This window comes from Pseudomonas sp. B1(2018) (genome assembly GCF_003097365.1).
GTDB classification, from domain to species: Bacteria; Pseudomonadota; Gammaproteobacteria; order Pseudomonadales; family Pseudomonadaceae; genus Aquipseudomonas; species Aquipseudomonas laurylsulfatiphila.
The window spans coordinates 36,179-51,823 of record NZ_PYUK01000028.1 but is presented as its reverse complement, the minus strand read 5'-3'; the positions used below and the strand labels follow the sequence as shown (position 1 = coordinate 51,823).

Sequence of the window (15,645 nt, the reverse complement as noted above, 5' to 3'; positions counted from 1 at the left end):
AGAATGCGGCTAAACAGCCTGCCAGAGCCGAGATGATGAACAGTGGAGTTGTATTTGCGATACTGGCGGGCGCCATCTGGGGTGGCGTGATTATCGGCCCTTCGTTGCTGCCGGAATTCAATGCCGTGCTGATCAGCAGTGTACGGTTTGCCCTGTACGGGATGATCTCGCTCCTCGTGGCCTTGCCCTTCGCGTCCCGCCTGCTGTCGCGTTTGACCCGCGGCGATGCCTGGATGCTGCTGCGTCTGTCACTGACCGGCAATGTCCTGAACTACGCGCTCCTGGGCGCTTCCGTACAACTGAGCGGGGTGACCGCGGCCGCCCTTATCAACGGCATCATGCCGGTTGCCATCACTTTTCTGGGGCGTAGCGATGCAGGGTCCCTGCCCCTGACCAGGCTCAAGCTTCCCCTGCTGCTGGTATTCCTGGGCATCGTATCGGTCAGTCTGGAACATACCGGCGTGCAGGTGGCGAGCACCTCGCTGTCTTCCCGGTTGCTGGGCCTGGCCTGCGGGTTCAGTGCCGTGGCCTGCTGGTCGTGGTACGCCACCCACAACGCCCGTTATCTCAAGCAAAGCCATTTCAACAGCAGCGAATGGTCGACGCTGACCGGCATCGTGACGGGCATCGTGGCGATCGTGTTCGGTATCGCGGCCTTGATGCTGTTCCCGAACCTGGTGCCCGCTGAAGTTGAAAGCAGCCGCTGGACGACTTTCCTGTGGGTTTGCCTGTTCCTGGCACTCTGTGGTTCATGGCTGGCCAATGGGCTCTGGAATGCTTGCTCGCGTCGCATGCCCGCGTCGTTGAGTGGCCAGATGATCGTGTTCGAAACGCTGTTTGCCTGCGTTTACGGCTTTCTGTTCAGTCAGCGAATGCCCGGCTTGATGGAAGTGGTCTCGATCGTGTTGCTGGTGGGCGGAGTCGTATGGGCGGCGAAACGTCATCGGATAATGCCGGTGAAACAGGCTGAACCCTGCGAGTGACACCCCATACCGTGGCGCAACGACTTCGAGACGACGGTCAAGGCAGAGGTTGCAGGCTGGTCTTGAAGGCCGTGACCACACGGTTACGGCCTTGGTGTTTCGCGTGATACAGGCGTTGATCGGCGGTACGCAGAATCGCCTCGATGGTGTCGCCATCGCGGCCGGATTGCGAAACGCCGATGCTCACTGTGACCACGGTTGGCCGCTGCAGGCCATGAAAAGAACTATTGGCCACGGTGCTTCGCAGACGCTCGGCGATTTCGTGCGCGCCTTCAAGTGAAGTCTGAGGCAGCAGTATCATGAATTCTTCTCCGCCCACTCGGGCTACGCCGTCATACGGCCGGATCGAATCGAGGCATTTCTCCACGAAACTCTTCAGGATGTCATCGCCCACCTGATGCCCGAAGCGATCGTTGATGGACTTGAAATTATCCAGGTCCAGTGCCAACACGGAGAACGGCGCATCGCCGCGTTTGGTCCGGCCAATTTCGCCTTCGACCCGCTCCATGAACCGACGCCGATTATCAGCGCCTGTCAGTGGATCGGTCGCCGCAAGGTGCCCCAGTTCCTGATTGGTGCGCTGGAGTTCCTGCAAGGCGTTCTCGGCATACGCCATCGCTTCGGCAAGACGCACCATCAACTCCTCCTGGCTGTAGATCCTGGAAAACGACCGCGTGGTGAGGAACGCTTGCACGACTCCATAGCTCAACATGAAGAACCCACCGGCGAAGATCGCGTGCGCGAGCCACCACATATGGTTCCACGGACGTGCAAGGATGAAGGCAAGGGAGGACAGCGCGAACGCGGTGACCGAGATGATGAAAATGCTCATCAGCGGCGAACGGATACGGCGCAGCAGAAGTATGGTCACGGTCAACGTGGAAAGAACGAGGGCTCCCCCCTCCATCGACAGGCGCACCGCGAGATTGCCGGCGATCGGCGAATTGGCGACGTACGCCACTGCTACGTCAACCAGCAGGAACAGTCCTATCCAGGTCAACCACGGGCGGGCCTTCATTCGCTGGTCCGCGGCATCCGGTGGGCGGTGGTACGACAGCATTCCGATCAACAGCAAGATCGACATGACCAGGCGAGAGGCCGGTCCATAAAGCAGGAAGAGCCAGATATTGTGGTGTGCAAGCCCGGTGAACGCACCATGCAACGCGTAGATCACGACAAAGCCGAGAAATCCAAGCGTCATCCATCGCAGCAGCGGCTCTCCGGATGACTGATAACAGCGCCACGTGACGTAAGTAACAAACAGGCCTGCCAGGGTGGCTGCCGTGATCGCAAAGATATGGAACAGGTGATTCTCGAATAAAAGCGTGGGGTCCTGAAAAAAGTACAAGTAGCCGATCAGATAGGCCGGAACCAGCGCAAACCCTGCGAGCAGCAAGCAGGCGTAAACCTTGACCATCAGGCGAACGGCTTCAGGTGGCTCGTCGGTGGCGATGAGATTGCTCATGGGTCCCTCCGGTTTCGATCCATTCATAGTTTTTTCAGGAAGCCCAGTAGCAGCTCATTGACCTCTGTCGCGCGCTCTTGCTGTATCCAGTGGCCGGCACCTTCGAGGATATGACACCCGCGCAGTTCCGGCAGTGTCTGCGCGAAGGCTTCGATCTGCCGCGGGGAACTGGGAAACTTCAGCACGGCGTCGCGGCTGCCGGCAATGAACATCGACGGCTGACGGATAATGCAACCGCGCCAGGGTGCCAGCAGTGCCCATGAGCGTGTCATGTTGCGGTACCAGTTCAACCCGCCGCGAAATCCGCTGCGGGTGAATTCGCGGGTGTAGTAGGCAATATCCTCCAGGCTTAGCCAGCCTGGCAGGGTTTCGGGCTCGATCATCGCGCCCAGGAAGCCCTGGCCCGGCTGCAGCCGGCCGAATACCAGCCCCTCGGGGCCATCCCCCGAGCCGCTGAAGTAGATGCGCCGGATCGACGACTCGACGTCCCTTTCCAGCTCGGCCTCGGCCACACCCGGCGCCTGGAAATACTGGATGTAGAAGTCGCTGATCCCCCGCGAGACCAGCGCACTGAGGAGCTCCACGCGCGCCGGCGGCGAGAACGGAACGCTCATGCCGACCACTGCGCGAAACAGATCGGGTCGCAGCAAGCCGGCGCTCCAGGCCACCTGCGCTCCCCAATCATGACCGACAATCACGGCTTGCCGTTCGCCGAGTGCGTTGACCAACTCGACCATGTCGCCTACCAGGTGCAGCGTGGTGTAGGCGTCGGGTTCGGCCGGCGCGTCTGTGCCGCCATAGCCGCGCATGTCGGGCGCTACCGCCCTGTAGCCGGCGGCCGCCAGCGCAGCGAGCTGGTTGCGCCACGAGTACCACAGCTCCGGAAAACCATGGCAGAGCAAGACCAGCGGGCCGCTACCTTGCGTGGCTATCCGCATGCGGATGCCATTGATGTCGAGCAGTTCGAAGTGTGGCTCGTTCATGTGCGCTTCCTGCGATTCAAGCGATGGCCTCCAGCAACCGTGGCAAGTTCGCCAGCGCCTGCTGCCTGCTGACGGAGAGCTGATGCAGCTGTGCCAGTTTCTCGGTGTCGGTTTCCTTAAGACCCCTGACCACCGCTGTCATAAAGAACAAACGCGACTGCTTGATCCAGCGGGACAAGCCTTCATGCTCTCCCCAGCGTAGCTGGTTACCCAGGTGGACCGCCCAGATTCTGATCCAGTCCGTGGGGAGGTGAGGCGCAGGGACCATCTTGCACAGCAAGTTCATTTGCGCTTGATCGACCAGGTGGCTTTCCACATAGGCAATCAAGGCGGCGCTGAACACGGGTTGGCAGCTGCTGACCATCAACAGGTTGATCTTGCCGCCGTCGAACACCTTCATTTCAGGCAGTGTCGGGATGGCACTGGCGCTGCAATCAATGTGCAGAGCATGTGGGCTGGTGGCGATGCTGCCCTGTTCGAACACGATGCGCGTTGGCTCGATAGCGCGCACTCTTCCCAGGCGCACGACGTTGTCGATGCGTCGAAGCTCGCATAATTCCGCTTGGGTGACGGTGGCGCAGCGGTACGCAGTGGGTTCGACGGACTTGTCCAGGCGCAAGAGCTGGCCCGTCGCCTCAAGCCTTAAGAACAGGTCCGGGATCGAGTCTGCGGCGGCGATGGCCTCGAACTGTGCCCTGAGGCCGCCGATGGTTTGTTCGAAGCTGTCGAGGCCGGGTTGCACATTGGCCCGGTCGATCAACCACGGATCGTTCGGCATGATCCAGCAGATGGTTGCGGGCGCAACACCGTTTTGCAGCAACCACAGGCAAGCGTCGATCCCGGTCTTGCCCGCCCCTACCACGACGTAACTGGCGTATGGGTGGCGGATTTTCGGCAAGTCGTTCAGTGGCACGCATTGCACGCCGGGTTCCACCCTGTACCTGGGCGGGTGGGTCGAGGGCACTGCGGTCTGGACATGGGTGGCGTCCACCACCTTTTTGCACACCCGCACCTGATAGTCTGCGCCGCTGACGAGCGAGGTAAACCGGTGATCGTCAAGGCGGTCGCCGGTGTAGTTGCACATGGGGAAAAAACGGACTCGCCCTGAGGGCAGAAACTGCTGATTCATCACCTGATCGAAGTAGCTCACCACCTCGGCGCCGGAGGCCAGCTCATACAAGCCCTCGTTCAGTGCCGTCGTGTCCTTCGTTCCACTGCCCAGCTCCCGTGAGTTGACGCCATAGCAGGTCGAGGGTTGGTGTAACCGTACGAACGGGTAGGCATCATTCCAGTGCCCGCCAGCTCGATCGTGCCGATCCACCATCACGATGCGTGCATTGGTTTCCTTGAGTAGCGTATCGACGAAGGCCATGGCCATCGCGCCAGCACCGATGACCAGGTAATCGGTTTCGATCGGATTTTCGTCCATACGGCTGCACCTTCCTGAAGGTTGCCCTCCTTCAACCTCCGTAGATTAGCCACCCATGCCACGGGCAATAGAACGAATGCTTCTGACCTCCATAACCAATGGAATTAATGGCTGCAGCCCGCATGCCAGACGGATGCCCCGCCAATTGCCGGGCTCTATGGTGGTGATCACCGGTTGAATCCACAGCCGATTGTGCCTGTCACGAAGGACTCGGCCGACTGACTTGAAGGCACTGATTCACCCTGCTTAAAAAATGGTTCATCACGCAATCCCGGGGGGGAATACGGATAACGAAATATCTGTAGGAGCTGCCGAAGGCTGCGACCTTTTGATTTTGCTTTTGCGATCTGGAGACTGCTGAAGATCAAGATCAAAAGATCGCAGCCTCCGGCAGCTCCTACAGGGATTTTTGTCCGTCCACGATATTCGCGGTGTACCCGGTCAATGTAGGAGCTGCCGAAGGCTGCGATCTTTTGATCTTCTTGCCCCCTCACGCCCTGAGCCTGTCCGTCAACCTGTGACGACCTCCATCGGCGCTTCTACCAACGTCGACCGGCTGCTCCTACAGAAGAGAAAGAGCAAAAAAAATCCGTCATGACATGTTATGACCTCCTTCAAAAACGGACTTTAACCAACAAATTCAGGGGTTTTAGGACGAATGGTCGAGAGGCGTCAAGCGCGGGGAATTGCAGAGAGTTTGCAGCCACTACAGGCTTTTCAGACGGGCACGTTCGTCGTGGTGAAGTGAACTTCACTTTCATCACGTGTCACATTAAGTCCTTGTCAAGTGAACTTCAGTGGAGGTACAGCCTTATGAGCATGGCCACGATAGTCAGTGCCGTGATTTCCAGTCTCGCACCCAGTGTCTTTGACCAGAACAACCTGCAAGACCCCGGTGCACATGTCTCAGCCGTCGAATACCACTACGGTATGGACATCGATGTGAAACGGGTGCTGCAGCGCACCGATACATCCGACAAGACCGGCGTCGTACCGGTGACCCTGGTCTACGAAGACAGCGAGGGCGAGATTCACAAGATCCGTTTCCTCGAATGGGGTGGAAGCCCTGCCGCCGAGCCTGCCAGCATTGCCTGATCAACGCGTCGATCGGGTTCCGGGCGTAGCCGCCCCCCAACAAGAAGCGGAAGTTAAACCTCCAGTGCACTCAGTGCGATTGAGGTTTTGTGTTACCTGAAAATGGACATATTCGAATGACTGAAAGTTCATTCGCGAAACTCACTATTATCTTGGCGGCGTATTGCCCCAGGATTAATTGATAACAATGGCTGGATCTGAATGGCAGTCAGCAACGGTAATCAAGCCGTGCCAAGAGCCAAGTTGATTCACTATTGAATAAAAGAGGTCACCATGGAACTTAGTATGTTTTCTTCGTCCACCGTGGAATATGTGCGTTTGGGCGTTGTCTATTTTCATCTCATCGCCTGTTGCGTGGCAATCGGGCTGGTCTTGACCAGTGACATTGCAATGGTCAAGCAACTCCTGAAGGGGGATGCGTCGGGTCACCACGATGACGCGCACATGGAAAGCCTTCAAAAAACCGTATCGCTTGCACTTGTGGCGCTTTGGATTACGGGCATTGGTATCGTCGGGATCGATTATGCCGGTAAGGGGATGGAGTATTTCCTCAATCCAAAACTGCAAGCCAAAATCGGCATCGTAGTGCTGTTGACCTTTAACGGCTTCCTTCTGCATAGCGCTGTATTGCCGGCGCTGAAAAAAGCCGGTTCGTTACTCAAACTCTCCTTCAGCCTGCGCATGCTGGCGCTGTTCTCCGGCGCACTCTCCGCCGTGTCCTGGTTCTATGCCGCCATGCTCGGTGTCGGTCGTCCGCTGGCCTGGAAATACTCGCTGGTCGAGTTGCTGGCAGCCTATCCGGTTCTCATCGTCGGCGGTTTCGGGATGATGGTCCTGCTCACTGCCTGGGCAAAAGACAGAGACACCGAAACGCGTATGGAGCAAGGCTTCAGGACTCCAGGAAACGCCGCCCTCGCTGGATGGTAAAACCAGGCTGAACAAGGACGTTCAGCTTTAGCCAATAAAGCCTGCTGTCAGTCAGCCGTTCGAAAACGGTGCTGCCAACGCCTCTATCGCTTCCCCTTCATGCAGACCACGGAAAGATAAGCCCCCCACAGAACACCACCCAGGGCAAGTATCAATTCCGGATTGAAAATACTCTGTTCAACCGGCGCCACCAGGATTTCGCTGTAAAGGCACATCGCGCCCGCGATCAATGCAATAAAGTAGCCCGTCCGGTTTCTGGTCCGGCGCAGCAGCAGAACCTTTTTCAGACCCTCTTCTTTCCATTCCTGACGGGGTATGAGTTGGATTTCCTCCAGCAGCACCACACCCCACAGCAATGCGCATAACCCATAACCTACCATCATGATGCCCTTCAGTTTGAACGTTGATTCAACATGACTGCAGCGTGCACTCAGTACTCAACTTGCGAATATCCATTGCGGAGTCTTTTCCCACTTGTTGACGAAGACAACGTCATTGAGCGGATCAAATTTTTCCGAGGGGTAAATATGCTTGATTGGGACGGCCCCCGCTATCGACGTTAGCAGGAGTTCCTTGTGGAGATATCGACCAAAAGTTTGTAGTGATTCCACTACAAACAGTCACCCTAGGTTAACAAGCCGTTTTCAAGTGCATAGCGGGCCAGTTTCGCGTTACTGTCCATCCCGGTTTTTTCCAGGATGCGTGCCCGGTACGTCGTGACGGTACTCGGGCTCAAGTGCAGTATCTCGGCGATGCGCACAATTCTTTCGCCTGCAGCGAGGAGCTTGAGTACTTCCAGCTCCCGGTCGGATAGCGCTTCGTGGGGTGCCTCGTCGCCTCTGCCGATAGCGTTGACCAGTTTTTCTGCCAACTCAGGGCTGACGTGCTTGCCGCCTGAGGCCACCTTGCGAACGGCCGCCACCAGGGTGGCGGCGGAAATATCCTTGGTGAGGTATCCCGCTGCGCCGTGCTTGATTGCGCGCAACGCATAGGCCTCGACCGAATGCATGCTCAACATCAGAACGGCGAGTTTGGGCTTGTGCGCACGCATGAGTTTGAGAAGTTCGAGGCCGTTCTTGTCGGGAAGCTGAATATCGACCAGCGCCACGTCGAACTCCTGCTCGCGGACCAGGAGCATGGCGTCTTGTGCCGTCTCGGCTTCCCCCGTTACGTCGATCTCGCCGGCTGTCTCCAGCATGCGTCGCACGCCGCTTCGCACGATGCTGTGATCATCCACCAGCAAGACTCTGATTTTGTGGTCAGTCATCGGTCTTTTCCATTCGCACCCGCAAGGCCCCGGCCGTATCGTGTCTCGATGTACAGATGATGTCGAACCCGCCGGCCCCTTCGACACAAAGGCGCGCGCTCATGCTTTTCCACACTCATCCTGCGGCCAGTGGCCAGCAAGCCAGGGAATCTGCTGCCGGGTTCTACGTTAGCAGGTCGGGATTGCACTGCAAGATGACAATTCCCCCCAGGATCCGGGGCATTGCGCCAACCTTGCTAGTATTTCGTAAGCCAGCGCTCAGTGTTCGACAGGGTAAACACTGCGAAGCCGGCTCCTGCGGCAAGGGTTGATGTCTTGCCTGCGGCATCCATTTTGACTGGACACAGACATGGCCACAGTGACGACACCGATCGAAGTATTGGACATGAAGACATTGCTGGCAGCGCTGAAATCGTTGCGCAAAGGTGACTTCACCACGCGTATGCCGGAAGACTGGACCGGCATGCCGGGCAAGATCGCCGACACGCTCAACGAGATCATCGACATGGCGGCCGAGACCACCACCGAATTCGAACGCGTGGCGCAACTGATCGGCAAGCAGGGCAAGGTCGACGAGCGTATCCAATTGCCGATGATGAAAGGCTCGTGGCAAAAGATCGTCAACTCCAGCAATGCGCTCACCAGCGACCTCATCAGCCCGATGAACGAGATCATTCGTGTGGTCGGTTCAGTGGCCGAGGGCAATCTGAGCCAGCAGGTACCGCCGGTACTCGACGGCCTGAAACTGCGGGGCCAGTTCCTCAAGTCCGCCGAGATCGTCAACACCATGGTGACGCGCCTGGGTTCCTTCGCCTCCGAGGTCACCCGCGTGGCGCGGGAAGTCGGCACTGAGGGGATTCTCGGTGGGCAGGCCAATGTCAAAGGGGTGTCCGGCACCTGGAAAGACCTGACCGACTCCGTCAACGACATGGCCGCCAACCTGACCACCCAGATGCGCAACATCGCTTACGTGACCACGGCAGTGGCCAAAGGCGATCTGGGCAAGACGATTACCGTCGAAGCCCGGGGTGAGATTCTCGAACTGAAAAACACCATCAACACCATGGTCGGCCAGCTCTCGAGTTTCGCCGCGGAGGTGACCCGCGTGGCGCTGGAAGTCGGTACCGAAGGCAAGCTGGGCGGTCAGGCGGAAGTCCGCGGCGTCTCAGGCACCTGGCGCGACCTGACCGAATCGGTCAACGGCATGGCAGCCAACCTGACCACCCAGGTGCGCAACCTCGCCCAGGTGACGACGGCGGTGGCGCGTGGCGACCTCGGCAAGAAAATCACTGTTGAAGCCAAGGGCGAGATTCTCGAACTGAAAAACACCATCAACACCATGGTCGACCAGCTCTCCAGCTTCGCCTCGGAGGTGACACGGGTCGCGCTGGAAGTCGGTACAGAAGGCAAGCTGGGCGGACAGGCCGAAGTGACCGGCGTGTCCGGTACCTGGAAGGACTTGACCAATTCGGTCAACGGCATGGCGGCCAACCTGACCACCCAGGTGCGCAACATTGCCGACGTGACGACGGCGGTGGCCAACGGCGACCTGTCGCGCAAGATCACAGCCGAAGCCAAAGGTGAAATTCTCCAGCTCAAGGAAACCATCAACACCATGGTGGACCAGCTCTCGACCTTTGCCGACGAAGTGACGCGCATGGCACGCGAGGTGGGAACTGACGGCAAACTCGGCGGCCAGGCCAAGGTGACGGGCGTCGGTGGCACCTGGAAAGACTTGACCGACTCGGTCAACAGCATGGCGGCCAACCTGACCAATCAGGTGCGCAACATCGCCGACGTAACGACGGCGGTGGCCAAGGGCAACCTGGGGCGCAAGATCACCGTGGAAGCCAAGGGCGAAATCATGGAGCTGAAGAACACCATCAACACCATGGTGGACCAGCTCAACAGCTTCGCCGCCGAGGTGACGCGGGTGGCGCGCGAAGTCGGCACCGAAGGCAAGCTCGGTGGGCAGGCACAGGTGCAAGGCGTGTCCGGCACCTGGAGGGATCTGACCGAAAACGTGAACTTCATGGCGGCCAACCTGACCAGCCAGGTGCGAGGCATCGCGAAAGTGGTGACCGCCGTCGCCAACGGCGACATGAAGAAGAAACTGACACTGGAAGCCAAGGGTGAGATCGCCGAACTGGCCGACACCATCAACGGTATGACCGATACGCTGGCGCTGTTCTCCGACCAGGTGACCTCGGTGGCGCGTGAAGTGGGCGTCGAGGGCAAGCTGGGGGGCCAGGCCAACGTGCCGGGTGCTGCCGGCACCTGGCGCGACCTGACTGACAACGTCAACGGTCTGGCGGCCAACCTGACCAACCAGGTGCGTGCAATTGCCGATGTGGCGACGGCCGTGACCAAGGGCGACCTGACCCGTTACGTGGAGGTGGAAGCCAAGGGTGAAGTGGCGGAACTCAAGGACAACGTCAACGAGATGATCCGCAACCTGCGCGAGACCACGCGGCAAAACGCGGAGCAGGATTGGCTCAAGAGCAATCTGGCGAAATTCAACCGCCTGCTGCAGGGCCAGCGCGATCTGGCGGCAGTCTCCAAGATGGTGCTGTCTGAACTGGCTCCGCTGATCAACGCCCAGCACGGTGTGTTCTACATGATGGACGAGAACCCGCCGGATCCGGCGAAACTCAAACTGCTGTCCGCCTATGCGTACAAGGGCAACATCAATGTGAACGATGAGTGGCGGCTCGGCGAGGGTCTGGTCGGGCAATGCGCCTACGAAAAGCGGCGCATCCTGCTTACCGATGTACCGGCCAATTACGTCGCGATCTCATCGGGACTGGGTGCTGCCGCCCCGCTGAACATCATCGTGCTGCCGATCCTGTTCGAGAACAAGGTCAAGGCCGTCGTCGAAATGGCTTCGTTCACGCGCTACAGCATCATTCATCAAACCTTCCTTGATCAGTTGGCCGAATCGATCGGTATCGTGCTCAACACGATCGAAGCCAATATGCGTACCGAAGAACTGCTCAAGCAGTCGCAATCGCTGGCGCACGAACTGCAAAGGCAACAGGAGGAATTGAGACAGACCAACGAGGAGCTGGAGGACAAGGCCGGCCTGCTGGCGGAGCAGAAAGCCGAAGTCGAGCGCAAGAACCGCGAAGTCGAAATCACCAAGCTGTCGCTGGAGGAGAAGGCGGAGCAGCTGACGCTGACCTCAAAGTACAAGTCCGAATTCCTCTCCAGCATGTCCCATGAACTCAGAACGCCCTTGAATAGCTTGCTGATCCTGGCCCGGCAGCTCAGCGACAACGCGGAACACAATCTCACCCCCAGGCAGGTCGAATATGCCAAGACCATCCGCAGCGCGGGCAAAGACCTGCTGGAGCTGATCGACGAGATTCTCTACCTGTCCAAGATCGAATCGGGTACGGTCACACTGGATCTGAATGAAGCGCTGTTCGCCGATCTGCACGACCAGATCGAACGCACCTTCCGGCCGGTCGCCGAAAGCCGGGGCCTGACCTTCACGATTGAACTGGCACCTACCCTGCCCCCCGTCTTGTGGACCGACGAAAAGCGCCTGCTGCAGGTGGTCAAGAACCTGCTGTCCAACGCCTTCAAGTTCACTGAGCAAGGCAGCGTCAAGCTCAGCATCGAGCCCGTTGTATCCGGGTGGAGTGTGGATCACAGCGAACTGAATCGCGCCGATGCGGTGGTCGCCTTCGTGGTCACCGACACCGGCATTGGCGTATCGGCCGGCAAGCAGAAGCTGATCTTCGAGGCGTTCCAGCAAGCCGATACCGGAACCTCACGAAAATACGGTGGCACCGGCCTCGGCCTGTCGATCAGCCGCGAACTCGCACACCGGCTGGGCGGTGAGCTGCGGCTGATTCCCGGTGAGATTGGCAAGGGCAGTACTTTCGCGCTGTACGTGCCCTTGCGGACACAGGACGCCCAGCGTCAGACCCTGGACGAACCCGCGACAGAGACAGCACCTGGCCAGGTCAGGCGCGACCTCCTGTCAGGCCCGTCTGCACAGATACTCGACGACCGCGAGTCGGTCCAACCCGGCGACCAGGTGCTGCTGATGCTCGAGGGCGACGCCCGATTCGCCGGCATCCTGCTCGAGGCCGCGCACCAGAAGGGGTTCAGGGCTATCGTCACGACCCGTGGCGCGGATGCACTGGAGCTGGTCGAGCGCTTCAAACCCGCCGCGATCACGCTGGACCCGGGCCTGACGGACATCGATGGCTGGTTGCTGCTCGAGCAGTTGAAGGGAAATTTCGCCACGCGTCACATCCCGGTCCAGATCATCTCGAACACCGACGACCGCACACGCGGGCTGCGCTATGGCGCTTACGACTATCTGCTCAAGCCGGTCACCGCCGACGAGATTCAACATGCGCTGGTCGGCATTGTCGCATTCGCAGGGCGCAACACCAGGAGCCTGCTGCTGATCGACGGCGACGAAACGAACCGCGCCCGCATCCTCGATCTGCTCGGCAACACCGACGTGAAGATCGAAACGACCGCCAGCGGCGCCGAAGCCTTGAAGAAACTGGCAAAGAAACGCTACGACTGCATGGCAATCCATCTCGAACTGCCCGACGCCTCCGGTATCAAGCTCATCGAGGCGTTGCAACAAGACCAGGCCATGCGTGAGTTGCCGATTGTGGTCTACGGTGCAGAGACACTGACGAAGCCGCAACACGAGCGTTTCAGGACACTGCTGGGCACGGGCGTGATCAAGGCCGTTCAGTCTCCCGAGCGCATACTCGACGAAACCGCGCTGTTTCTACACCGTGTCGTCGACAGGCTGTCGCAGACCCAACGCAGGATGCTGGAAAAACTCTATGAGGGCTCGGACAGCCTCGAGGGCAAAAAGGCCCTGGTGGTCGACGACGACGTGCGCAATATCTTTGCCCTGACCAGCGTGCTCGAGAGCAACAACATGCGGGTGGCCACGGCCGAAAACGGCCGGACCGCCATAGAACTGCTGCAGCAGCAGCCCGATACCGACATCGTGCTGATGGACATCATGATGCCCGAGATGGATGGCTTTGAAACCATGCGCCAGATCCGTACCTTCAAGCGATTTGAAGCCCTGCCCATGATTGCGCTGACGGCCAAGGCGATGATGGGTGACCGTGAAAAGTGCATCGAGGCAGGCGCCTCGGACTATGTCAGCAAGCCGGTGGATACTGACCAGCTGCTGTCACTGATGCGCAAATGGCTCTACCGATGAAGCAACCTCCGGTATTCAAAGAGAACGCCCAGGTGCGGCACCCTGCCCCGCCGGATGGCGTGCCAGCCTCCGTGTTGCTGGTGGATGACAATCCCGCCAAGCTCACGGCGCTCGCCGCGGTAATTACCGACATGGGCCTCGATGTCGCCACGGCGACGTCCGGACGCGAGGCGCTGCGCCTGCTATTGCAGCGCGACTTCGCCGTCATTCTGCTCGACGTGAAAATGCCGGCGATGGACGGTTTTGAAACCGCTGCACTCATTCACGGCCGCCCGAAGTCGGCCCATACGCCCATTATCTTCGTCACCGCGGAGGCCGACACGGATTCCGAGCGATTCCGCGGCTATACGTCCGGCGCCGTGGATTACATCTTCTCGCCGATTGTGGCCGAAGTGCTTCGCGCCAAGATCCAGGTGTTTGTCGACCTGTTCTACTTGCAGCGCAAACTGACGATGCAGACCGAAGAATTGCTGCAATCGAAGCGGCAGCTGCGTGAGCTGGCCTCCTATCAGGAGCACCTCAAGGAAGAAGAGCGAAAGCGCATCGCCCGCGACATCCACGACGAGCTGGGACAGAGCCTGCTGGCGTTGCGCATCGATGTCTCCATGCTGCAGGCGCGCACCGGTGCCATGCACCCCAGGCTCAACGAAAAGGCCAGCGATGCACTGCATCACCTCGATACAGCCATCCGCAGTGTGCGCAGTATCATCAATGATCTTCGGCCACCCGTACTCGACCTGGGATTGCAGGCCGCGATCGAGTGGCAACTTGAAGAGTTCCGCCAGCGCAGCGGGATCGAATGCACGATGTCGGCCAAAGACGAAAATTTCCGCTGCGACCTGAATGAAAAATCCGCCACGACGCTGTTTCGCATCGTGCAGGAATCACTGTCGAATATTGCCCGGCACGCGCAAGCGACACAGGTGCACATCGAACTCTCCAGGGAGGGTCGCCGGCTTTACCTGCAGATCAAGGACAACGGCGTAGGCATGACGGATCGCAAAAAACTGAACTCGTTCGGGCTGGTGGGCATGAAGGAGCGCATCAGCATGCTGGGTGGGGATTTCACGATCGACAGCGCACCGGACAAAGGCACGAAATTGAGCATATCGCTGCCCGTCGACTGAGCTGGATGGCGTTCGGGGCTTTGCAGTCAAAGCGCCTGATTCTACGGGAGCCCTTGTACACACCGCTTAATCGCCCTGCCTGCCTGCCCATAGCGTTCGTGGGACACATACAGCCCCGTCCAGTAACAATCGGGCCGTTCTCATCAGGCCGCAACTCGTTAAACGATCATGTTCGAAGCGCAGCTCTACGGTGAACTCTCCCGTGGGGTGTTCAACCGAGAGTTGCCTGATGTCGCCCCCACCGACACACGCCACGCCTGCCGCCACGCTGCCCTCGATCAAGCAGGCAACCGCCACGCTCACCGCACCGAACACGCCGATGCTGGTGTGGCAGCGATGGGGGATGAAGGTCCGGGTGCTCAGTGCTCCACCCGCTTGCGCGGGTGCAATCAGGCACATCTTGGGCACATTGCGTTGGCTGACATCCCCAAGGTTCATGGGTGGGCCGGCCTGCAATCGGATCGATTCGAGTCTGGCCTTGATTGCGCTGTCGGCATCCAGTTGTTCAGGGCGTTCATGACCGCTGAGGCCGAGGTCTTCTGCGCGGATCAACACCACCGGCATACCGTTGTCGACACAGGTGACTTCAACGCCGTCGAACAAATCGACCACGTTGCCTGTCGGCAGCAACGCACCACAACTGGAACCGGCGATGTCCTTGAACTCAACGATCAACGGCGCAGCGCAGCCCGGCACCCCGTCAATGCGTGCTTCGCCGGAGTAGCGCACGGTGCCGTTCGGTGTGGGCACATGAGCAATCGCGATCTGCCCGGTGTTCTCCATGAAAATGCGCACCGGAGTTACATCCCCCGTCGCGGCCACCAGTGCGCGCTCAATGGCGAAGGGTCCGACACCGGCAAGAATGTTGCCGCAGTTCTGGCCATAATCGACCCGCGGTTCATCGACCAGTACCTGTGCGAACAGGTAGTCCACGTCGGCGTCGGCGCGCGCGGAAGGCTTGATGATCGCCACCTTGCTGGTCAGCGAGTCGCCGCCACCGATGCCATCGATTTGCCGCGCATCCGGCGAGCCCATGACCGCCAGCAATACGCGGTCTCGAAGCGCTTGCTCGTCGGGCAAATCGCAGGCCAGGAAGTAGACGCCTTTCGACGTCCCGCCGCGCATCAAGAGGCAAGGAATACGTGTCTGGTCCATGT

General features: G+C 59.3%; 11 protein-coding genes. 5 read left to right on the top strand and 6 right to left on the bottom strand.

Features of this window, described 5'->3' with window-relative positions:
- Positions 1–32 precede the first annotated feature (32 nt).
- Positions 33–983: a DMT family transporter gene (locus C9422_RS29805; RefSeq protein WP_116583114.1), complete on the top strand. Its 951-nt coding sequence runs from the start codon at positions 33–35 to the stop codon at positions 981–983.
- A 37-nt stretch (positions 984–1,020) separates the two neighbouring features.
- On the opposite strand, the gene C9422_RS29800 is transcribed toward C9422_RS29805, so the two are convergent.
- From C9422_RS29800 to C9422_RS29790, 3 genes are read right to left on the bottom strand one after another with little or no spacing between them, the layout of a single operon-like run.
- A complete protein-coding gene (locus C9422_RS29800) occupies positions 1,021–2,448 on the bottom strand; it encodes a GGDEF domain-containing protein (protein WP_116583113.1) in 1,428 nt (475 codons plus the stop codon).
- A gap of 23 nt (positions 2,449–2,471) precedes the next feature.
- On the bottom strand, positions 2,472–3,431 hold the full coding sequence (locus tag C9422_RS29795) for an alpha/beta fold hydrolase (protein WP_116583112.1): 960 nt from the start codon (positions 3,429–3,431) through the stop codon (positions 2,472–2,474).
- A gap of 16 nt (positions 3,432–3,447) precedes the next feature.
- Positions 3,448–4,860 (bottom strand): NAD(P)/FAD-dependent oxidoreductase, encoded by a 1,413-nt coding sequence (locus tag C9422_RS29790; protein ID WP_116583111.1) that lies wholly within the window; start codon positions 4,858–4,860, stop codon positions 3,448–3,450.
- 813 nt (positions 4,861–5,673) lie between these two features.
- On the opposite strand from C9422_RS29790, the gene C9422_RS29785 reads away from it, so the two are divergent.
- Both C9422_RS29785 and C9422_RS29780 read left to right on the top strand, forming a co-directional pair.
- Complete coding sequence (locus tag C9422_RS29785; protein ID WP_007971216.1) at positions 5,674–5,955, top strand: DUF2790 domain-containing protein; 282 nt, start codon at positions 5,674–5,676, stop codon at positions 5,953–5,955.
- 273 nt (positions 5,956–6,228) lie between these two features.
- Positions 6,229–6,882: a hypothetical protein gene (locus tag C9422_RS29780; protein ID WP_116583110.1), complete on the top strand. Its 654-nt coding sequence runs from the start codon at positions 6,229–6,231 to the stop codon at positions 6,880–6,882.
- Between the two features lie 83 nt (positions 6,883–6,965).
- Here the strand turns inward: C9422_RS29780 and C9422_RS29775 are convergent, their stop codons facing one another.
- Positions 6,966–7,265: a hypothetical protein gene (locus C9422_RS29775; RefSeq protein ID WP_007971219.1), complete on the bottom strand. Its 300-nt coding sequence runs from the start codon at positions 7,263–7,265 to the stop codon at positions 6,966–6,968.
- Positions 7,266–7,507: 242 nt separating this feature from the next.
- On the bottom strand, positions 7,508–8,149 hold the full coding sequence (locus C9422_RS29770; RefSeq protein ID WP_007971220.1) for a response regulator transcription factor: 642 nt from the start codon (positions 8,147–8,149) through the stop codon (positions 7,508–7,510).
- 349 nt (positions 8,150–8,498) lie between these two features.
- Between C9422_RS29770 and C9422_RS29765 the strand changes: the two genes are divergently transcribed.
- Positions 8,499–13,361 (top strand): response regulator, encoded by a 4,863-nt coding sequence (locus C9422_RS29765; RefSeq protein ID WP_116583109.1) that lies wholly within the window; start codon positions 8,499–8,501, stop codon positions 13,359–13,361.
- Entirely contained in the window at positions 13,358–14,488 is a 1,131-nt protein-coding gene (locus C9422_RS29760; RefSeq protein ID WP_116583108.1) for a response regulator, read from the top strand. Before C9422_RS29765 ends, C9422_RS29760 begins: the two co-directional genes overlap by 4 nt.
- 66 nt (positions 14,489–14,554) lie before the next feature.
- On the opposite strand, the gene C9422_RS29755 is transcribed toward C9422_RS29760, so the two are convergent.
- Entirely contained in the window at positions 14,555–15,643 is a 1,089-nt protein-coding gene (locus tag C9422_RS29755) for a 4-oxalomesaconate tautomerase (protein ID WP_116583107.1), read from the bottom strand.
- Positions 15,644–15,645: the final 2 nt, after the last annotated feature.